Annotated in this window: 17 protein-coding genes; 15 read left to right on the top strand and 2 right to left on the bottom strand. The window is 60.3% G+C overall.

Annotated elements, in window-relative coordinates; genetic code table 11:
• Positions 1-2: 2 nt before the first annotated feature.
• Both RAE04_RS01485 and RAE04_RS01480 read right to left on the bottom strand, forming a co-directional pair.
• Positions 3-1,082, bottom strand: coding sequence for a polyprenyl synthetase family protein (locus tag RAE04_RS01485; RefSeq protein ID WP_317026266.1), 1,080 nt, complete (start codon positions 1,080-1,082; stop codon positions 3-5).
• Between the two features lie 50 nt (positions 1,083-1,132).
• The gene (locus RAE04_RS01480) at positions 1,133-1,687 is read right to left on the bottom strand and encodes a GNAT family N-acetyltransferase (protein ID WP_317026182.1); all 555 of its coding nucleotides are present in this window, start codon (positions 1,685-1,687) and stop codon (positions 1,133-1,135) included.
• A gap of 226 nt (positions 1,688-1,913) precedes the next feature.
• On the opposite strand from RAE04_RS01480, the gene RAE04_RS01475 reads away from it, so the two are divergent.
• From RAE04_RS01475 to ftsZ, 15 genes are all read left to right on the top strand, one after another.
• Positions 1,914-2,345 carry an SAV_6107 family HEPN domain-containing protein gene (locus tag RAE04_RS01475; RefSeq protein WP_317026181.1) on the top strand — a complete coding sequence of 144 codons (432 nt, stop codon included), beginning with the start codon at positions 1,914-1,916 and terminating at the stop codon, positions 2,343-2,345.
• A gap of 109 nt (positions 2,346-2,454) precedes the next feature.
• Positions 2,455-2,853, top strand: a complete 399-nt coding sequence (locus RAE04_RS01470; RefSeq protein WP_317026180.1) for a DUF3040 domain-containing protein — start codon at positions 2,455-2,457, stop codon at positions 2,851-2,853.
• A 450-nt stretch (positions 2,854-3,303) separates the two neighbouring features.
• Positions 3,304-3,738, top strand: coding sequence for a division/cell wall cluster transcriptional repressor MraZ (mraZ, locus tag RAE04_RS01465; RefSeq protein ID WP_005324499.1), 435 nt, complete (start codon positions 3,304-3,306; stop codon positions 3,736-3,738).
• 157 nt (positions 3,739-3,895) lie between these two features.
• Positions 3,896-4,936 carry a 16S rRNA (cytosine(1402)-N(4))-methyltransferase RsmH gene (rsmH, locus tag RAE04_RS01460; protein ID WP_317026179.1) on the top strand — a complete coding sequence of 347 codons (1,041 nt, stop codon included), beginning with the start codon at positions 3,896-3,898 and terminating at the stop codon, positions 4,934-4,936.
• A complete protein-coding gene (locus tag RAE04_RS01455) occupies positions 4,933-5,727 on the top strand; it encodes a hypothetical protein (protein ID WP_317026178.1) in 795 nt (264 codons plus the stop codon). The genes rsmH and RAE04_RS01455 overlap by 4 nt, the downstream gene beginning before the upstream one ends.
• 198 nt (positions 5,728-5,925) lie before the next feature.
• Positions 5,926-7,794: a penicillin-binding protein 2 gene (locus RAE04_RS01450; RefSeq protein WP_317026265.1), complete on the top strand. Its 1,869-nt coding sequence runs from the start codon at positions 5,926-5,928 to the stop codon at positions 7,792-7,794.
• Positions 7,795-7,803: 9 nt separating this feature from the next.
• The gene (locus tag RAE04_RS01445; protein WP_317026177.1) at positions 7,804-9,339 is read left to right on the top strand and encodes a UDP-N-acetylmuramoyl-L-alanyl-D-glutamate--2,6-diaminopimelate ligase; all 1,536 of its coding nucleotides are present in this window, start codon (positions 7,804-7,806) and stop codon (positions 9,337-9,339) included.
• A 2-nt stretch (positions 9,340-9,341) separates the two neighbouring features.
• Positions 9,342-10,871, top strand: coding sequence for a UDP-N-acetylmuramoyl-tripeptide--D-alanyl-D-alanine ligase (locus RAE04_RS01440; RefSeq protein WP_317026176.1), 1,530 nt, complete (start codon positions 9,342-9,344; stop codon positions 10,869-10,871).
• Between the two features lie 30 nt (positions 10,872-10,901).
• On the top strand, positions 10,902-12,008 hold the full coding sequence (gene mraY, locus RAE04_RS01435; protein WP_239273583.1) for a phospho-N-acetylmuramoyl-pentapeptide-transferase: 1,107 nt from the start codon (positions 10,902-10,904) through the stop codon (positions 12,006-12,008).
• Between the two features lie 41 nt (positions 12,009-12,049).
• Entirely contained in the window at positions 12,050-13,441 is a 1,392-nt protein-coding gene (murD, locus tag RAE04_RS01430; protein WP_317026175.1) for a UDP-N-acetylmuramoyl-L-alanine--D-glutamate ligase, read from the top strand.
• Positions 13,442-13,470: 29 nt separating this feature from the next.
• Positions 13,471-14,871, top strand: coding sequence for a putative peptidoglycan glycosyltransferase FtsW (locus RAE04_RS01425; protein ID WP_317026174.1), 1,401 nt, complete (start codon positions 13,471-13,473; stop codon positions 14,869-14,871).
• Between the two features lie 23 nt (positions 14,872-14,894).
• Positions 14,895-15,995, top strand: coding sequence for an undecaprenyldiphospho-muramoylpentapeptide beta-N-acetylglucosaminyltransferase (gene murG, locus RAE04_RS01420; RefSeq protein WP_317026173.1), 1,101 nt, complete (start codon positions 14,895-14,897; stop codon positions 15,993-15,995).
• Entirely contained in the window at positions 15,996-17,459 is a 1,464-nt protein-coding gene (gene murC, locus RAE04_RS01415) for a UDP-N-acetylmuramate--L-alanine ligase (RefSeq protein WP_317026172.1), read from the top strand.
• Entirely contained in the window at positions 17,459-18,130 is a 672-nt protein-coding gene (locus tag RAE04_RS01410) for a cell division protein FtsQ/DivIB (RefSeq protein WP_317026171.1), read from the top strand. The genes murC and RAE04_RS01410 overlap by 1 nt, the downstream gene beginning before the upstream one ends.
• A 313-nt stretch (positions 18,131-18,443) precedes the next feature.
• Positions 18,444-19,763 carry a cell division protein FtsZ gene (ftsZ, locus tag RAE04_RS01405; RefSeq protein WP_284786832.1) on the top strand — a complete coding sequence of 440 codons (1,320 nt, stop codon included), beginning with the start codon at positions 18,444-18,446 and terminating at the stop codon, positions 19,761-19,763.
• Positions 19,764-19,772 lie beyond the last annotated feature (9 nt).

Genomic DNA, 19,772 nt, shown 5'->3' with positions numbered 1-19,772 from the left:
ACCTACTTGCGGCGAGCAGTAGCCTTGATAGCCAACTGCTCTAGGGTTTCGGTGACTGTGGGATCCACCTTCGCGGCGTGCAGGTGCTGCAGGCCCGATTGCGTTAGGGAATCGATGCGGCGCTCAATCTCTTCTGGTGCGCCGGAATCAGCGATGATCTGGGCCAGGCGCGATAGCTCCTGGGGATCTGAGGTGTGGCCAACGAGCTTGCGCAAGGTAGCAGCAGCGTGTGGATCGGACTCATCCGCGCGCTGGAGCGCTAGCGCTAAAAGTTCGGTTCGCTTGCCTTCGCGCAGATCATCACCGGCAGGTTTGCCGGTCACCGCGGGATCGCCAAAAACACCCAGCTGATCGTCGCGCAACTGGTAGGCAATGCCTATATCGTGCCCATAGCCGCGGAAGGCCGCGATGAGTTCCGCGCTGGCACCGGCGATGGCGGCGCCCAAGTGCAGCGGGCGTTCAATGGTATAAGCGGCCGTCTTATAGCGGTTGACGGAATTGGCAAGCTCTACTGATTCGGACCCTGCTGCCTCCAAAGAGATGTCCAAGAGCTGTCCACCGATAACCTCAGTGCGCATGCCGCGCCACGGGCTGCGGGCACGGTGCAAAGCGGCCGCACTCAGGCCGGAATCTTGGAACATGTCTTCTGCATACACAAGCGCTAAATCGCCCACCAAGATTGCTACGGAGGTACCGAAGAATTCTGGATCCCCCAAGTATTCCGATTCGCGGTGCAGCTTTTCGACGCCCCGGTGCACCGTAGGATTGCCGCGACGGGTATTTGAAGCATCGATAATGTCATCGTGGATAAGAGCGCAGGCCTGGATAAATTCCAAAGAGGCGGCCGCGCGGAGCATAGCCGCGGGATCTTCTTCTCCTCGACCTGCAGCAAGGTAGCCCGCCCAAGCATAGGTAGGGCGCACTCGCTTGCCGCCGTCAAGCACGAAGGATTCCAAAAAGCTCACGGCCTTGGTTACCGGGGCACCAATTTCCGCCACCTGCGCTCGGCGTTGATCAAGGAAGGTGGCGAGTTCCTCGCGCACCGCACCGGGGATTTCCGCAAGCTCAGGAATATTCTGCATAGTCACACCTCACACGATACCGGCTAGGCTGCGCAAGAAATAACAGAGGTTTACAGCGGCAGGCTCGCGCCCAATATGGCAAAGGGGCGGGCATCGGCGGGGTAGAGATGATCGCGGAGGACATCGAAGAAGCCGGCGGCTCTATAGAGGCGGAAGGCGCCGTTATCCTCGTTCGGCACCTCGGGTGTGGACAACAGTGCGTAGCGCGCCGGGGCATTCCATAGCAATCCCTCTAATAGTTTTCTGCCTAGTCCGTGCCCCTGGTACTGCGGCAAGACGTGGATCTCTGCCAACTCAAAGTAGTTGCGCACAATGTCCCACTGCTCTTCGGTGGGCCCGCCTTGTAGTCGGAGCCCCCGGCGAAGCTCAGCGTCCCACCAGCTGTCCGGGGAGCCTAAGAACCCATAGGCTACGCCGACGAGGCCATTGTCATGGGTGACAATCTGCGCGCTGAATCCGGGGCGGGTTACGTCATTTCGCCAGCTTGAAATGCGGCTATGCAAGATCGCGGGATTGTAGTGCATTGCCTCGATGTAGATTTCAACCAACTGCGGGGTTAATAGGGAGAATTCCGGCGGGGTTAGGCGGCGAATTTCAAAGCTCACACTTCCTATGACACCAGATGTCTGTAGCGGAAGGGAAGCGAGTCCCACTCTGTTCTTTGAAAGCCGCAAGAGCGAATCGAACAAGAGGACTGCAGTTAATTTGTGGCCTGCAATTAGCATTGATCGAATCGAACACGTGAACTATTATTAACAGTGAAATGTCTGGCGGCTTGCTTAGGGTCGGGGACAGTTCAACGACGTTATTTATTTAGCTAAGGACGAAACAATGGCACAGATTATTTCGGCAACGCGTACTCGTTCTCTTGGGCGAGAAAGTGGCAAGCGGGCACGATTTCTCTTCCAAGCACGAGAATTATTAGACGCTGCGCGCGGTTACGCGGCTGAGGGGCGATTCGATCAAGCCTTAGAGGTGGCGTACCAATCGGCTCTACGTACTGCTGGCGCACGAGTAGCTGCATCTGTAGTGGCTCGGCGCCGCCGCCTTCCCTCCAGTGCATGGGATCGGTTAGCGCTCGTTGGTGTGGAAGACAAGCGGTGGGCTGAATCCTTTAAGGGATATTCGCGGACTCGTGCGCGCGTGTCTTCGGGGCTGGATGAAGCGCCGAGCGAGGAATATGTTTATGGCCTCATGCAGCATGCCGCACAATTTTTGGATGAAAGTGAGGTAGAGACTACTTTCGGCTCTTTTGCTGCGTAGTCACTCCGTGGGGGCGCTCACTACCTTTTGGGGAACATACTGATTATTCTGGGCGTTAGTATAGATAGAACTATTACCGCCCGAAGCTCAATCCCTAGTTGGAGGAACAGTGTCTCTTTCCGAGCAGGAGCAGCGCACGCTCCGTGAAATTGAGGAATCGTTACTTGCTGACGATCCTAAGTTTGGCGCTTCCGTTTCTGAGCCTACGTCGTTCGGCGGATCTGGCGGTGCGGTAACCCTCCGAGGTATAGCGCTCGTCGTCGTTGGGCTGTGCATGCTTATTGGTGGAGTTGCTCTCGCGCAGCAAAGCCTGTGGTTTATTGCGCTTTCTATCGCGGGCTTTTTGGTGATGTTTGCCGCTGGTGTGTGGATGCTGCGCGGAGATGGCTCCGGTCACTCTGTACAGAGCCATTACTCCGGCGCCCGTGCAAAGAAGCCCGCGTCTCGCAGCGGTGGAGTCAGTGGCAAGTTGGAGGAAAACTTCCGTCGCCGCTTTGAGGAGCGTTAACGCTTTATTGATTTGGTTCACCCCGGTTGGCCTAGTGAAGGTCAACCGGGGATTTTTGTGCCGCGCCAAAATTCCCCACTTTGCCCCACGGAAGGGGCGCTAGGTGGGAACTGGTGGGGTAACTACCCCATGGACTTAGTTAAAAGTCCTCGATAACACAGCATATGGGGTTGGTGTGTGGATTGGGGCTCATTATGTTGGTGTTGCGGGTGGGGTGAGTGGGGTGATTGTAGCGGGCTGTCAAGGCCTTTCGTGGGATTTCTTCCCACTGGAAAAACCATTATCTAGCTGCAAGTAATCGAGAGCGATCCGAAGGACACGCCGCTTTAAGTGGGTTAGGTGGGGGAAAGTGGGGTAGAGTGGGGCGCAGCGGAGGAAAGAGGGGCTCAAGGGTCTCGATTCTGAAGTAAGAGAATCCGGAGTTTTCGAGTAAGGAAGGTGGACGCCGGGATGTTTCTCGGAACCTACACTCCGAAGCTCGATGACAAAGGGCGTCTTACGCTTCCGGCAAAGTTTCGCGATGAACTCGCGGGTGGCCTCATGGTCACCAAGGGACAGGACCACTCGCTGGCCGTGTACCCGCGGGAGGAATTTGCGGCACGCGCACGGAAGGCTGCGGCGGTTTCTCGAACCAACCCAGAAGCACGTGCTTTTATCCGTAACTTGGCAGCAAGTGCGGACGAACAACGGCCGGACGGGCATGGGCGCATTACGTTGTCCGCGGGGCATCGGGAATATGCCAACTTGTCCAAGGAGTGCGTTGTGGTTGGCTCTGTGGACTTTCTCGAAATTTGGGACGCAGCCGCGTGGGCTGAGTACCAGTCGCAAACTGAAGATGCTTATTCGGCAGCAGATGCCGATGACGTACTGGCGGGCTTGCTCTAAGCCTGTACAAGAGTGCGTGTAAGGACTCTGTCCGAGGCGGATGATTCTGGTGTACTTCCCCGATATCAGAAACCTGCCTCGGACAGGGCCCTATACGCACTCGCATGCTTTCCACCACTGGAAGTCAGGAATTTGAGAAAGGGGGTTGCGGGGAGACATGGCTACCAAGGACCTAAATTATGATGTGACCGAAAACCACGGCCACGTGCCAGTCATGCGTGAGCGCATGGCCGATCTCCTGCGCCCCCAAGTTGAAGCGGCGGGGGATAAGGCTGTGCTTGTTGACGCCACTCTGGGCGCCGGCGGTCACACTCGCTACTTCCTGGAATCTTTCCCCAAGGCTCGAGTCATAGGCGTTGACCGCGATAAGCAGGCGCTGCGCAATGCATCCGAACGTCTTGCGCCCTACGGCGATCGCTTCGTCGGCGTTAACGCACGATTCGATGAGCTGGGCAGCGCCATCGCGGAAGGTGACGGCGACATCTTTGATTCGGCCCGCACCGTAGGCATTGCCGGCGCTCTCTTTGACCTTGGTGTTTCCTCGATGCAGCTAGACCAAGCTGACCGCGGGTTCGCTTATAAGGCGGATGCGCCGCTAGATATGCGCATGGATCCTTCGCAGGGGATTACTGCGGCGGATGTACTCAATACCTATTCGCACGGTGACTTAGCGCGGGTCCTCAAGACCTATGGCGATGAGCGCTTCGCTGGGAAAATTGCCTCCGCCGTGTTGAGAGAGCGCGACAAGGAGCCTTTCGTCAACTCCGCGCGGCTCGTTGAGCTGCTTTATGATGTCATTCCCGCTGCGACCCGCCGTACCGGAGGGCACCCCGCCAAGCGCACCTTCCAGGCACTGCGGGTTGAGGTCAATCGCGAGTTGGAAGCTATCGAAAATGTCCTGCCGGTCATAACCCAGGCGCTTTCGGAAGGCGGCCGTGCCGTATTCATGAGCTACCAATCTTTGGAAGACCGCATCGTTAAAGCAGCCTTCAAAGAACTGACCACTTCCAAGACGCCGGCTGGGTTGCCGATGGATCTGCCGGGCACCGCACCGAAGTTCAAGATCGTTACGCGCGGGGCGGAAAAGGCCTCTGAGGAGGAAATCGCGGAAAATTCGCGAGCCGCGTCGGTGCGTGTTCGTGCCATCGAAAGACTCGAGGGAATACCAGAATTTCTACCGTCGGGAGGCAGGCAATGAGCACCATCCCACGCCGCAACCACCTAAAGACTGACAGCCGCGACAGAGAGGCCACTCGCACCATGGGCGCCAGCCGAGACTTCACCACCGGAATCGATACCGGAGCCCCGACGGCGCTGCGCGAGCGTCCCAGCACTAAGCGTGCCCCGAGCCGCACTCGGGTACCGCACCGCAGCACGAAGCGCCTGGGTTCGAAGCAGGTAGTGAGCTTCCGTGGCCGTCAGCTGCAGCCGCAGACGAAGAAGAACGGGCTCCTTACTCGGTTGGGCGTCATTTCCCTTACGCTGCTTATCGTCGGTGTGGCCTTGGCCATGTGGCTGTCCGGTCTGTCTACCAAGCAAACCTTTGCTATCCAGCAGCTGACCGTGCAGGATTCCCAACTGGATAACCAGATTGAGACCCTCAACCGCGATGCAGAGAATCTCAGCTCTTCTGCTGATATTGCGCGCCGCGCGGACGAAATGGGAATGGCTATTCCTAAGCAGCCGGGCATTGCGGAAGTTGGCGGCGATGGAAAGATCGTCGACAAGCGCGAAGGCACCCCGGATACCGAAAAGCTCATTGATGTCAACGGTGAACCAATCCGCCCGGGCCAGGCTTCCAGCGACCCAAAGGATACGGAGGGGATGTCGGATTCCCTCAATGCCGTGCCACAGGGACAGCAGCGCACCGGCAATGGTGGCGATGCCGACCGTAATTCGGATCGTGAGACCGGCGCTGCTGGTGCTGTCCAGAGCGATGCGCGACCCAATCTTCCAGCCCGTGCGCCGTATGACAGCCGCGCCGAATAGCTAGGGAAGAATAATCGGTGAAAAAGATGATGCTCGCGCGTGGTGGCGCGGGCATTCTCACTTTTGTAGGGCACAATCAATACACGCAAGAAATTGTGGCGGAAATAGGGAAGGTGACACTGGACTGTGACTACGCCAAGTAAGGCTAGGCGCCGCCCGCGCCGCTCTGCCAGCTCCGCGGTGCCGCAAAAGAAAATGATGCGCAAACGCCTGCGCATCATCGTATCCGTGGTGCTCGTGGCGATGGTCGTCCTCGTTGGCCGCTTAGCCTGGGTACAGCTTGTGTGGGGCCCAGACCTTTCCGCCAAAGCCGTCACCCAGCGTGAGCGCGTCTATATTGAGCCGGCCCGTAGGGGAGAGATCTTAGACCGCGATGGCCAGCGCTTGGCCTACACGATGAAGTCTCGTTCCTTGACCGTCTCGCCGACCCGACTGCGCGATGAGCTAAAAGACAAGGCCGAGATCGAGGCCCAAAAAGATGGCTCGACGGAGGGCATGGATGATGAGAAGCTGGATAGTTTTCTCACCAAGAAGATGGAGCAGACCCTCAAGGACATGTCTGAGGGAATCCCGAAGCTGATTGAGGATTCCGGCGCCTCGACCTCCAAGGTGGATAAGGACGACATCCTCAATAAGCTCAAAGCCGATACCCAGTATGAGGTACTGGTGCGCAATGTCGATCCGGATGTTGCCGTAGAGATCGCCAATAAGTACCACGGAGTGGCAGCGGACCGCCAAGACATCCGCCAATACCCCAACGGCGCCATTGGTGAAAACGTTGTGGGCAAGGTGTCGATGGATGGCCATGGACAGTTCGGTTTCGAGGCCGCGCGCGATACGGAACTTACTGGCATTGACGGCCAGTCCACCGAGGACGTATCCGCAGATGGCCAGGTGATCCCAGGCACGCTGCGTGACGTCGTGGATACCGTTGACGGTCGCGACGTCACCCTCACTTTGGATCTGGACCTGCAGACCTACGTTCAGCAAAAACTGGAAAAGGCTAAGGCCAACTCCAAGGCTTCCGGTGCAGAAGCAGTGGTCCTCGATGCTGCAACCGGCCAGGTCCTAGCCATGGCAAATACGGATACAGTGGATCCCAATAAGAATGTTGAGGATCAGCTCGATGAAGGCAAGGACTTTGAAAACCGCAGCGTCTCCCATCCATATGAGCCGGGTTCTGTAGCGAAGGTGGTTACCGCGGCTGCCGCACTGCAGGAGGGCGTGACCACTCCGGATGAGGTGCACCAGGTCCCCGGTTCCATCGATATGGCGGGCGTGACGGTGAATGATGCGTGGGAACACGGCACCGAGCCGTATACCACCACCGGCATCTTTGGTAAATCCTCTAACGTTGGCACCTTGATGATCGCCGATAAATTGGGCCAAGAAAAGTACGCCGATTACCTAAAGAAGTTTGGGTTGGGCAATACCACGGGCGTTGAGCTGCCGAACGAATCGGCCGGCAGCGTCCCGGATCTAGAGCAATGGTCCGGCGGCACCTTCGCCAACCTGCCCATTGGCCAGGGCCAGTCGTGGACCACCTTGCAGATGGCGAGCGTGTATCAAACACTGGCAAATGGCGGCGAGCGCATCGAGCCGCGCATCATTGATTCTGTGAAGGGGTCAGACGGTAAGGACGAAAAGCTGGAGGAACCGAAAAAGACTCAGGTGCTAAGCCCTGAAACCGCCAAGACAACGGTGGATATGTTCCGCGCCGTCTTCCAAGACGATGACGCCGGCCTGCAAAATGGCACGGCCGGTAATGCGCAGCTCAAGGGTTATCAGCTATCCGGTAAGACCGGTACGGCTCAAAAGGTCGATCCGAATACCGGGGCGTATTCGAATTCCGCCTATTGGATAACCTTCGCCGGTATTGCCCCGGCTGATGATCCGCGCTTCGTCGTTGCCGTCATGTTGGATGAACCCAAATCCGGCGTGGAGGACAATGGAGGCGGCGGCCAATCGGCAGCGCCGATTTTCCGCGACATCGCCTCGTGGCTGCTTAACCGTGACAATATTCCGACTTCGAAACCAGCACCGCGGCTGACCCTGCGGGCACAATAGGAGCTTAGTATGACCGTTTCTTTGGATACTCTCGCCCAGCTTTCTGGTGGGCGCGTCATTGGTGATGCCTCCGTGGAGGTCTCCGCGTGCGGGCTGGATTCTTCCCAGCTGCCTGAGGGTGCGCTTTTCGCCGCCCTGCCGGGCACTCGTGCACACGGTGCGCAGTTCGCCCACGATACTAAGGCTGCAGCTGTGCTTACCGACGCCGCCGGGCTCGACCTGCTTACCGAGGCCCAAGAGACCCGCCCTATTGTGGTGGTGGACGATATTCGTGCCGTGCTCGGACCCATTTCCGCAGAGATCTATGGCCACCCCACCCGCGACCTGACGGTTATCGGCGTTACCGGCACTTCCGGCAAGACCACCACCAGCTACCTGCTGGAGGCCGGCCTGCTCCACACCGGGCATTCCGTGGGCCTAATCGGGACCACCGGTACTCGAATCAACCGCGCTCCGGTCCCCACGTCGCTCACCACGCCTGAGGCGCCGACCCTGCAAGAGCTTTTCGCGCGCATGAAGAACGAGGGTGTTACCCATGTGGTGATGGAAGTGTCCTCGCATGCGCTGGAGTTGGGACGCGTGCGCGGAACTCGGTTTGCGGTAGGCGGGTTTACGAACCTGAGCCAGGACCACCTCGATTTTCACCCCACCATGGAGGATTACTTCCAAGCTAAGGCGAAGCTTTTCGTTGGGGAACAGGCGGCCGAGCGGGCCGTCCTCTGCATCGATGATGAGTGGGGCGAGCGCATGCGCGGCGTCACCAAGAGCGCGGGCCACACAGTGACTACGGTTGCCACCCAGGGCGCTTCGGCCACGATAAGCGCACGCCAAACCGCCACTGAGGCCACCGGTGCCCAGGAGGTAGCCCTGAATTATGACGGTTCCGATTTCACCTTCCGGCTGCCGCTGCCTGGCGAGTTCAATATCGCCAATGCTTGCTTGGCGCTCGGCATGGCCGCCGCGGTAGGAGAGGATCCGGCGGAGTTTCTGTCGGGAGTGGAGAAGGTCGCAGTTCCTGGCCGTATGGAGCGCATCGACCGCGGCCAAGACTTTGTGGCCGTGGTGGACTACGCGCATAAGCCAGCGGCCATCGCTGCGGTGCTCGACACCTTGCGCGGCCAACTGGAGGGAACCAAGGGCCGCGTCGGCATTGTCGTCGGCGCCGGCGGAGACCGTGATAGCTCTAAGCGCCCCATCATGGGCGCAGCCGCAGCCAGCCGCGCTGACCTTACCGTGGTTACCGATGACAACCCGCGCTCCGAGGACCCCGCCACCATTCGCGCGGCGGTTATGGCGGGCGCGCGTGAGGCCGCCCCGCAGGGCGATATCCGCGAGGTAGGCTCCCGCGCCCGTGCCATCGATGAGGTCGTCGATTGGGCCGAGCCGGGCGATGCCGTCATCGTCGTAGGCAAGGGCCACGAGGTGGGACAGCTCGTGAACGGCAAAACCTTGCACTTTGATGACCGCGAGGAAATGGCCCGCGCTATCGAGGAAAAGCTGGCCGGAACCCCGCACCGCGATACCCTTGGGGATGCGAAGGAGTAGACATGATTCCACTTTCTATTGCCGATATTGCCGAAATCACCGGGGGCAGCCTCGATTGCGTGTCTGACCCGGACCAGCGCGTTACCGGGTTCATCGAATTCGATTCCCGCAAGGTAACTAAGGGCGGGCTCTTCCTTGCCCTGCCCGGGGCCCGTGTGGATGGCCACGATTATGCAGAAAAGGCCATCGAGCAGGGCGCAGTGGCGGTGCTGGCGGCGCGGCCAGTCGGGGTTCCGGCGGTCGTCGTCAAGCCCCAAGGCCGCGTTACCGGTGATGCCGCCAACGCGGATATCTATGCCCACGACGAGGACGGCTCGGCCGCCGCGGTGGTGCAGGCGCTATCCGATATTGCGCGGGAGGTCACCCGCCGCCTGACCGCCGAGCAGGGCCTAGACATTGTCGGCGTGACTGGCTCGGCCGGTAAGACCTCCACCAAGGACCTACTGGCCACGATTTTCCGCGCTGAGGGTGACACCGTCGCTCCTCCCGGCTCCTTTAATAACGAGGTCGGCTTGCCGTATACCGCTTTGCGCTGCGATGAGCACACTCGCTTCTTGGTTGCCGAAATGTCTGCCCGCGGCATCGGTCATATCCGCCACCTGACCACCATCACCGCGCCCACCGTCGGCGTGGTACTCAACGTTGGTACCGCGCACTTGGGCGAGTTTGGCTCACGCGAGAATATTGCCCAGGCCAAAGGCGAGCTCGTTGAAGCCTTACCCTCGGCCGCTGAAGGCGGCGTCGCCGTGCTCAATGCCGATGATCCCTTCGTCGCCGGCATGGCGCCGCGCACCTCGGCCAAGGTCGTCTACTACTCGGCCAATAAGCCGCCGGCTTCCGACGCCCAGTATTACGCCAGCGATATCCAGCTCGATGACGTCGCCCGCCCCTCGTTTGTGTTGCATGCGCCGGGAACGGACCCGCTTGCGGTAAAGCTGCAGGTCTTTGGCAAGCACCAAGTCTCTAACGCTTTGGCTGCGGCCGCGGCTGCTATCGAATTGGGCATGGACCCGCAGGTAGTAGCTAACGCGCTTTCCGGGCATCAGAATGCCTCGGAACACCGCATGGACGTGCGTACCCGCCGCGATGGAGTAACCACCATCGATGATTCCTATAACGCCAACCCCGATTCCATGCACGCGGCCATTGCAGCGCTGGCCTATACCTCGGCCGCCCGACCGGATGCCCGCGCCATCGCCGTGCTCGGTGAGATGGGCGAGCTCGGCGGAGAAGCAGTGGCCGCCCACCGCGCATTGGGAGAGGTGCTTTCCAAGTACCACGTTGACCACCTCGTGGCCGTGGGAGACAACGATAATATGAGGGCCATGGTTGAGGCCGCACAGGCGCGGGGTATAAATACTACTATCAGCCCAGATGTTGACGCCGCTGCGGCGGCGGTCGAAGACATCGTCAGGGTAGCGCCTGCCGGCATCGAAGATTGGACGGGGCGCGAGGCCAAAGATGTAGTCCTCATCAAGTCATCGAATGCCCAGCGCCTGTGGCGCGTGGCAGAACAGCTCAATCGCCGTTAGTCCTCAGTACAAGGAGAAAGACCTCTAGCAATGACTCAGATCATTATCGCGGGCATCCTCAGCTTCCTCGTCGCGATCTTTACCACTCCCATGTTGGTCCGCTACTTTTCCGGGGTAGGCAAGGGGCAAGAAATTCGCGAGGACGGGCCGCAGCTGCACTTGCGCAAGCGCGGCACCCCCACCATGGGCGGTCTGGCGATTTTGCTGGCCATCACCGTGGCCTATCTCGTGGTGGGAATTTATGCCCGCGTGACCGGTAACGGTGGCTTTAGCCCCTCCGGTCTCTTGGTCTACTTCCTCACGATGGGCCTTGGCGGTCTGGGTTTTGCCGATGACTTCATCAAGCTGTTCAAAAAGCGCAACCTCGGCCTGAACAAGACCGCCAAGCTGGTAGGTCAGCTGGCGGTGGCACTCATCTTCGGCATCCTGGCGCTGCAGTTCCCAGATGCACACGGATTGACCCCAGCGTCTACCAATCTTTCCTTCGTTCGCGATTTTGAAACCTTCGACATCGCCGTGGGCGGCGCCATCATCGGCACCATTGTTTTCCTGGTCTTTCTCTACCTACTCATTGCTGCGTGGTCGAACGCCGTGAACCTCACCGACGGACTCGACGGCTTGGCCGCAGGCACCACCGCGATGGTGATGGGCGCCTATGCACTGATTTCCTTCTGGCAGTTCCGTAACTCTTGCGCCGTGTCGCCAGCGGCAGGGTGCTATGAGGTACGCGATCCGCTCGACTTGGCCGTACTGGCTGCCGCTGGCCTGGGCGGTTGCTTGGGCTTTTTGTGGTGGAATGCTGCACCGGCAAAGATCTTCATGGGCGATACCGGTTCGCTTGCACTCGGCGGCCTCGTCGCCGGCCTATCGGTGACCACTCGCACCGAACTGCTCATGATCATCATCGGCGCCATCTTCGTAATTGAGACGGTCTCCGTGGTTATCCAGATCATCGTCTTCCGCAGCACCGGAAAGCGTTTCTTCCGCATGGCGCCCATCCACCACCACTTTGAAAATGGTGGCTGGGCTGAGACCGCCGTGGTCACTCGCTTCTGGCTGCTAAGCGCCATGGCCGCTATTGCCGGCGTATGCATCTTCTACGGCGACTGGCTGTCTGCGGTTGGCTTTGCTTCCTAAGACTCACGCCTTTTAGCTTTATCGAGGAAAGAGGAATAGAGATGACCGAGTTGCCATCCTCGTTGCGCGGGCGAGTACTCGTGGCCGGGGCGGGAGTATCGGGACGCGGTTGCGTCGCAATGCTGGCAAGCCTCGGGGTGGATACCACCGTGGTAGATGCCAACGAGACCGCGCTGGCGGAATTGGCGGAGGAATACGGGGTAGCAACCGTCTCCGTCGATTCTGCCGCCCAAGGCGATTTTGACCTTGTGGTTACTTCGCCGGGCTGGCGTCCCGATTCGCCCTTGTTGGTCGCCCTCCAGGACGCTGGGGTAGAGGTCATCGGAGACGTGGAGCTCGCGTATCGCCTGGATCGTGCGGGCGTCTTCGGCGCGCCGCGTACCTGGTTGGTAGTTACCGGAACCAACGGCAAAACCACGACTACCGGTATGTTGGCCCAGATTATGCAGGCAGATGCAGAGCGCACCGGTAAGCGCGCACTGGCGGTGGGCAATATCGGCGTTTCGCTTTTCGACGCCCTCACGGCCACCCCCCGCGTCGACGTTCTCTGCGCCGAGCTATCTTCTTTCCAGTTGCATTGGTCCCGCCATTTGCGCCCGGATGTGGGCGTGCTACTGAATTTGGCTGATGACCACCTGGATTGGCACGGATCGTTTGATGCCTATGCCCGCGCGAAGGCCAAGGTGCTCTCCGGTGAAGTCGCTGTGGTGGGCAAGGATGACGCCGAGACGGTCCACTACGCCGCGGATACCGCAGACCTCTTCGGCTTTACTGCCGCTGAACCTATACAGGGAGAGGTGGGCGTAAGTGCCGGCCGTCTTGTCTCGCGGCTTAACGAGAAGCGCGAGGATCTCGCGTCCGCAGAGGGCATTGAGCCCGCCGGTCTGGCAGGAATCCTAGACGCTGCGGCCGCAGCCAGCGTCGCGCGTCTGGCAGGCGCCACCCCAGAGTCCATTGCGCAGGGGCTGGCCGCATATACCGTCGCCGGGCACCGCGGCGCTGTGGTCCATGAGCATTCCGGCATCACGTTCATCGATAATTCCAAGGCCACCAACCCGCATGCGGCGGATGCGGCGCTCAAGGGGCTCAATTCCGTGGTCTGGATTGCCGGCGGGCAGTTGAAAGGCGCGGAGGTGGACGGGCTCGTCGCCAAGCACGCCGCCCACATCAAAGCCGCGGTAGTCCTGGGCGTGGATAGGGAAGCGGTTGCCCGGGCCCTCGCCGCCCACGCGCCGCATGCCCCGGTGGACATCATCGAAACGCAGGAGCCTTTCGCAGCCATGAATGCTGCGGTGGAGGCTGCACTGCAACACGCCGACGCCGGGGATACCGTTCTTTTGGCGCCGGCTGCGGCATCGTTGGACATGTATACCGGCATGGCTCAACGCGGTGATGTATTCGCCGCGGCCGCGCGGGAGCTTACCCGCAACTAGAGCTATAGATTTAAGGATCAGGAGAACACATGACGGCCACCTCCCAGCAGCGCCCGCGCTCCAAGAGTTTTGGCGACCGCGTTCGCGAGCTGCGCGAGCGAGCCCGCCAGGAAGCAGGCCTTGATTACCAGCTGCTGCGCTTTATCATCTTTTTCCTCGTGGGCATCGGTGTGCTCATGGTCTTTTCTTCCTCCATGGCTACTTCCCTAACCGAGGACGGCGGAGTATGGAACCAGGCGTTGCGCCAGTGCGTGATGGTGTTCTTGGGTCTCGTTGCCTTTTGGTTTGGTCTCAAGGTTTCGCCGCATACCCTGCGCAAATGCGTGCCGTGGATTGTGGGTTTGTCCATCATTTTGCTCATCGCGGTGCTGATCCCCGGTGTGGGCACCGGCCGCGAGGAGGTAGGTTCCCAGTCCTGGATTTACTTGGGACCGTTCTCCCTGCAGCCCTCGGAGCTTGCCCGCGTCGCCGTAGGCATGTTTGGTGCGACCGTATTGGCGGATAAGGAGCACAAATCCATGAAGGTGACGGATCCCTTCATGATGTACTCCCTCATTGCCGGAGTTATGTTCTTGCTCATCGTCTTTCAGGGCGACTTGGGTATGGCTTTGTCCTTTGCCCTCGTGGTTGTCTTCACCCTGATTTTCGCGGGTGTCGACTGGCGCGTTCCGGCGACCATCGGCGTCGCAGCCGTGTGTGGTTTGCTGTTTATCTTCCTTTCTGGCGGCTTCCGGTCCAACCGCTTCCACACCTATTTCGACGCCCTCGTAGGCAATATCTCCGATACTCAAGGTACGGGTTTCCAGTCCTATCAGGGCTTTCTCTCGCTTGCCGACGGCGGCTTCTGGGGCGTTGGCATTGGCCAATCCCGTGCCAAGTGGTTCTACCTGCCCGAGGCGAAAAATGACTTTATTTTCGCCATCGTGGGTGAGGAACTCGGCTGGTGGGGCGGTGCGCTCGTTATCGTGCTATTCGCCGCACTGGGCTATGTGGGCCTGCGCACCGCGATGCGCGCACAGAACCAGTTCCAGTCCCTGCTGGCCGCAACGTTGACCATCGGTGTGGTCACGCAGGCCTTCGTGAATATTGGCTACGTTATTGGCCTGCTGCCGGTAACCGGTATTCAGCTGCCCATGATTTCGGCCGGCGGTACTGCGGCGATCATCACGATCGGCTCGATGGGCATCTTGTGCAACGTGGCGCGTCATGAGCCGATGCAGATCTCCGCCATGCAGAATTTCGGTCGCCCGCTGTTCGATCGCCTCCTTTTCATCGGCGAGCCACAGCCGGTGCCGCAGCCGAAAAAGAAGCAGCAGGGCCGTCACGCTCGGCCGCAGGAGCCGCGGTCCCGCGTGCGCGAGGAGCGCTTTGGTCGCCCCGTGACCGGAAGCGGCCGCCGCTATCCGCGCGCCGAGCGCCGCTATCGATAGGTGGCGCTGGTAGCCTTTAGGCTATGAATTCCACGCCTATTTCCGTTGTCATCGCAGGTGGCGGCACCGCCGGACACATTGAACCCGCCCTCGCCGTAGGCGAAGCTTTGCGCGAGCGCCACGGCGCACGCATCACCGCCCTCGGTACCGAAAAGGGCCTCGAGCGCGATATCATTCCCGCCCGCGGCGTGGACCTTAGCCTGATTACCCCCGTGCCAATCCCGCGCAAGGTCAACGCGCAGCTCTTCAAGCTACCGTTTAACCTCTCTCGTGCGGTGGGGGAGGCCAAGCAGGTGCTCAAGGACGTCGAGGCGGATGTCGTTTTTGGTACCGGCGGCTACGTGGCCGGCCCGGCTTATATCGCTGCGCGTTCGCTCGGCATCCCGTTCTATGTTCTTGAAACCAATGCTTTGGCTGGAATGGCCAATAAGCTCGGCGTGAAGATGGGCGGCATTGGGCTCAACGCCCACCCGGATTCTGGCATGCCGGGCGAGGTCGTCGGCATTCCCGTTCGCCCGAGCCTAGCGGAGGACCCGAATGGCAACCTGGCCGCAGACGCGCGCACCAAGTGGAACTTGGCCGAGCTTCCCACCGTCCTCATCACCGGTGGGTCCCAAGGCGCGGTCAGCATCAACCGCGCCGTCGCTGGAGCGGTGGAGGACCTCGCACAGGACTTCCAGCTCCTGCACGCCTATGGCAAGAAGAATGACCCGCCCGCAGAACACCCGAACTACGCCGCACTGCCGTATATCGAGGACATGGGCTCCGCCCTTGCGGTAGCCGACCTCGTCGTGTGCCGCTCCGGCGCGATGACCGTTGCCGAAGTATCCGCCGCAGGCCTGCCGGCCATCTACGTTCCGCTGCCGCACGGCAATGGCGAACAGGCGCTCAATTCCCGCGAAGTGGTCGAGGCAGGCGCCGCCATCCAGATTCCGGACACGGAGCTGACCCCAGAGCGACTCATCTCTGAGGTGCGCGGCATTCTCGATGATCCGCAACGCCTCGAGTCGATGACGCACGCCGCCGCCCATGCCAGCGCCGGGGACGTGGCAAATACCATCGCAGACCGCATCGCCGCCCGCGTATCTGAGGCCGAGAATGCAGCTGGAAGGAAGGATAAGTAAATGACCGATCCCGCACACTACGATCTGCGCCGCGTCCACCTCATCGGCATTGGTGGTTCCGGAATGTCGGGGCTCGCGCGAATCCTCGCCGCTCGCGGCGGAGTGGTCACTGGTTCCGATGTCAAAGACTCCACCCCGGTTGAGGTGCTGCGCACCATGGGCGCCAAGGTCGCCATCGGCCATGCCGCGGAAAATCTGCGACTGTCAGGTGAGCTGCCCACCGTCGTAGTTACCTCATTTGCCGCCATCCCCCAAGACAACCCGGAGCTAGTAGCCGCAAAGGATAACGATATCCCGGTAATTCGCCGCTCCGATCTGCTCGCCGCCTTGATGGAAGGTCACCAGCAGGTGTTGCTGGCTGGCACCCATGGTAAAACCTCCACCACGTCGATGACCGTGAGCGCGATGCAACACGCGGGCCTTGATCCTTCCTTCGCCATCGGCGGCCAGCTCAACCGCGCGGGTACCAATGCCCACGGTGGCACCGGAGAAGCGTTCGTCGCCGAGGCCGATGAATCCGATGCCTCTCTGCTGCGCTATAGCCCCGACGTTGCGGTGCTCACGACCATCGAGCCCGACCATCTCGACTTCTTCCACAGCGAGGAAGCCTATTTCCAAGTCTTCGATGACTTTGCTGACTTGGTCACCCCGGAGACCGGCTACCTCGTTGTGTGCGCTGAAGACGAGCACGCTGCCCGGGCCGGCGAGCGGGCGCTGGAGCGCGGCATCAACGTCGTGGCCTACGGCTCGCAGGAGAAGTCGTTTACCTCCACCGTGCCGTTGGCCGCCGAGCTGGTCCGCGAAGAGACCACCGCGGAAGGCATGGACACCACCGTCAAAGTCAACCTTCCTGGTGTTTCTGAAACCGTGCGCTACGAGCTGCAGATCCCAGGCCACCACATGGTGCTCAATTCCATGGGAGCCTTGATCGCCGGTGTGCTCTCCGGCGGCACTCCAGCCGCCATCGCCGAGGGATTGGCTGATTTTGGCGGTGTGCGGCGGCGCTTTGAGTACCGGGGGAGCGTCGACAAGCAGGGCAAACCCGTGCGCGTTTTTGATGATTATGCCCACCATCCCACCGAGGTTGCGGCAGTGCTACGGGCCGCACGCGCCAAGGTTGAGGCGGAAGGCCACGGCGGGCGCGTCATCGCGTGTTTCCAGCCGCACCTGTACTCGCGCACCATGGAATTCGATGCAGAGTTTGCCCAGGCACTCTCGCTTGCCGACGCCGCCGTGGTACTCGACATCTACGGCGCTCGCGAACAGCCCGTGGAGGGAATTACCTCCCGCATCATTACCGATAAGATGCCCGCTGATATGCAGGTCATCTTCGAGCCGGATTTTTCCGCCGCTGCCCGCGGCGTCGTGTCGGTGGTGGAGCCAGGAGATGTGGTGCTGACCATTGGTGCTGGCTCGGTAACCATGGTGGCGGCGGAAATCCTCGATGAATTGCGGGCAAGCTAGTGCGCGTATCCGCAAAGCTCATCGCTGGGGCCATCGCCGCAATTGTCGCCGTGGCCCTCATAGCGGCCGCCGTGATGTGGACAGTTCCAGTCCTGAAGGTACGCAATTTTCAGGTGGAAGGTGTCCACCAGCTCGATCCCGCACAGGTGGAGGAAGCCTCTGGGGTTCCCAAGGGCGAAAATTTGCTGCGCGTGAACGCGCGTGAGGCAGCTTCCGGTGTTGCTGGATTGGACTGGGTCGATTCGGTGACAGTCTCTCGCGATTTCCCTTCGACCTTGACCATCAACGTGTCCGAGCACAAGGCTGTGGCGTTTGTAAAGCGCGATAATAAGCCCTACCTGATCGACGACAAAGGCGAGGAATTTACCTCCGCGGAACCTCCCGCGGGCGCGGTTGAGGTTACGGGCTCTGTCGATAGTGGCTCCCCGCAAACCCAGGATGCCGTGCGAGCGATTGCAGCGCTTTCCGACGACGTCCGCAACCAAGTAGCAAAGCTCGAAGTAGCGGGCGAATACTCGCTGACTTTCACCACTAAAGATGACCGGCGCATCTTCTGGGGGGCCAGCGATTCCAACGATGAGGACAAGGCGCATGCCTTTGCCACAGTGTTGAAGATGGAAGGCCGCGAGTGGAATATTTCCAACCCTGAGTTGGTCACCACCCGCGGATAGGGCGACGGGTGCCCCCGCGGGTGCTTTTTATCGCTCTTGTGGGCCCGTACAGCAGCGCTTAGGCGTGTGCGCTGCATGGGCTCTTTTTAGTGCCTGAACCATGGGGCGGATGATGCGGGTGTGACTTGTAAAACCGCAGGTGAGAAACCCTAAAGTGGAACTTGAGGGTCTCGACACGCGGAAAATGTGCGTGAAAATTACACTGCTGTCGTTAAAGATGGAAAGGAACGCGATTCGCCTTCGGTGGACCGCATTACATTCCTCGTTTAATGCACGTGCAGACTTACAGTAGCGAAAGGTGAGACCTACTCACATGATCTCTTCCAATAACAATCTCGCGGATATCAAGGTCGTCGGCGTCGGCGGCGGCGGCGTCAACGCCGTCAACCGCATGATCGAAGAAGGCCTCAAGGGTGTTCAGTTCGTCGCCATCAACACCGACTCCCAGGCCCTCATTTTCTCCGATGCAGACACCAAGCTCGACATTGGCCGTGAGGCCACCCGTGGCCTCGGCGCCGGCGCTAACCCTGAGGTAGGCAAGACCTCCGCAGAAGACCACAAGTCCGAAATTGAAGACGCCCTCGAGGGTTCCGATATGGTCTTCGTGACTGCCGGCGAGGGTGGCGGCACCGGCACCGGTGCTGCTCCGGTCGTGGCGTCTATCGCGAAGAAGATGGGTGCGCTGACCGTCGGTGTTGTCACCCGCCCGTTCAAGTTCGAAGGTGCTCGCCGTACCCGCCAGGCCATGGCCGGCATTGAGGAGCTGCGCGAGGTCTGCGATACTCTCATCGTCATCCCGAACGATCGCCTGATGCAGCTCGGTGGGGAAGAGCTCTCCATCGTTGAGGCTTTCCGTGCTGCCGATGAGGTGCTGCACAATGGCGTGCAGGGTATTACTAACCTGATCACCATCCCGGGCATGATCAACGTCGACTTTGCGGACGTCCGCTCCGTCATGTCCGATGCCGGTTCTGCGCTCATGGGTATCGGTTTCGCCCGCGGCGATAATCGCGCAATGACTGCCGCTGAGCAGGCCATTAACTCCCCGCTGCTGGAATCCACGATGGAAGGCGCCAAGGGTGTGCTGCTTTCCATTGCTGGTGGCTCCGACCTTGGCCTGCACGAGGTTAATGCCGCCGCCTCCATGGTGGAAGAGCGCGCAGATGAGGACGTCAACCTCATTTTCGGCACCATCATTGATGACACCATGGGCGATGAGATTCGCATTACCATCATTGCTACTGGTTTTGACGCCGAGGCCAACATGGCTCAGGCTGCTGCCGATCAGCAGCCGCAACAGGAACAGCGCAAGCCGGGTTCTCTTTTTGACAATCGTCAGCGCGAGAATGCAGAGTCCGTCACCCCGGCGCCGGCGCAGCCTGCTGCCGCTCAGCCGGTACAGGATGACTATTCCCCGCGCCACTCCTACGAGCCGCGCGCCGGCCAGGAGCGAGAGCGCTACACCCCGCAGCGCCCTACCGAGGAGCGTCGCCCAGAATCTAGCGGTCTGTTCACCAACTCTGATCGTTTCTCCCGCGAGGAACGCCGTGATGACTACCGTTTGTCCCGCCCGTCCCAGCGTCGTGACGATGACGGCGACGACGATCTGGACGTGCCTTCCTTCATGCGCTAAGCGCAAAGC

This window comes from Corynebacterium sp. CTNIH16, assembly GCF_032821655.1.
Lineage (GTDB): Bacteria > Actinomycetota > Actinomycetes > Mycobacteriales > Mycobacteriaceae > Corynebacterium > Corynebacterium marquesiae.
This window is presented reverse-complemented; position numbering and strand designations above follow the sequence as displayed.

Excerpts from the sequence above, each read along its gene's own strand:
- murG (WP_317026173.1), top strand. The coding sequence starts at position 14,895 with ATGAATTCCACGCCTATTTCCGTTGTCATCGCAGGTGGCGGCACCGCC.
- RAE04_RS01440 (WP_317026176.1), top strand. The coding sequence starts at position 9,342 with ATGATTCCACTTTCTATTGCCGATATTGCCGAAATCACCGGGGGCAGC.
- mraY (WP_239273583.1), top strand. The coding sequence starts at position 10,902 with ATGACTCAGATCATTATCGCGGGCATCCTCAGCTTCCTCGTCGCGATC.
- murC (WP_317026172.1), top strand. The coding sequence starts at position 15,996 with ATGACCGATCCCGCACACTACGATCTGCGCCGCGTCCACCTCATCGGC.
- murD (WP_317026175.1), top strand. The coding sequence starts at position 12,050 with ATGACCGAGTTGCCATCCTCGTTGCGCGGGCGAGTACTCGTGGCCGGG.
- RAE04_RS01445 (WP_317026177.1), top strand. The coding sequence starts at position 7,804 with ATGACCGTTTCTTTGGATACTCTCGCCCAGCTTTCTGGTGGGCGCGTC.
- mraZ (WP_005324499.1), top strand. The coding sequence starts at position 3,304 with ATGTTTCTCGGAACCTACACTCCGAAGCTCGATGACAAAGGGCGTCTT.
- RAE04_RS01450 (WP_317026265.1), top strand. The coding sequence starts at position 5,926 with ATGCGCAAACGCCTGCGCATCATCGTATCCGTGGTGCTCGTGGCGATG.
- RAE04_RS01425 (WP_317026174.1), top strand. The coding sequence starts at position 13,471 with ATGACGGCCACCTCCCAGCAGCGCCCGCGCTCCAAGAGTTTTGGCGAC.
- RAE04_RS01475 (WP_317026181.1), top strand. The coding sequence starts at position 1,914 with ATGGCACAGATTATTTCGGCAACGCGTACTCGTTCTCTTGGGCGAGAA.
- ftsZ (WP_284786832.1), top strand. The coding sequence starts at position 18,444 with ATGATCTCTTCCAATAACAATCTCGCGGATATCAAGGTCGTCGGCGTC.
- rsmH (WP_317026179.1), top strand. The coding sequence starts at position 3,896 with ATGGCTACCAAGGACCTAAATTATGATGTGACCGAAAACCACGGCCAC.
- RAE04_RS01485 (WP_317026266.1), bottom strand. The coding sequence starts at position 1,082 with ATGCAGAATATTCCTGAGCTTGCGGAAATCCCCGGTGCGGTGCGCGAG.
- RAE04_RS01455 (WP_317026178.1), top strand. The coding sequence starts at position 4,933 with ATGAGCACCATCCCACGCCGCAACCACCTAAAGACTGACAGCCGCGAC.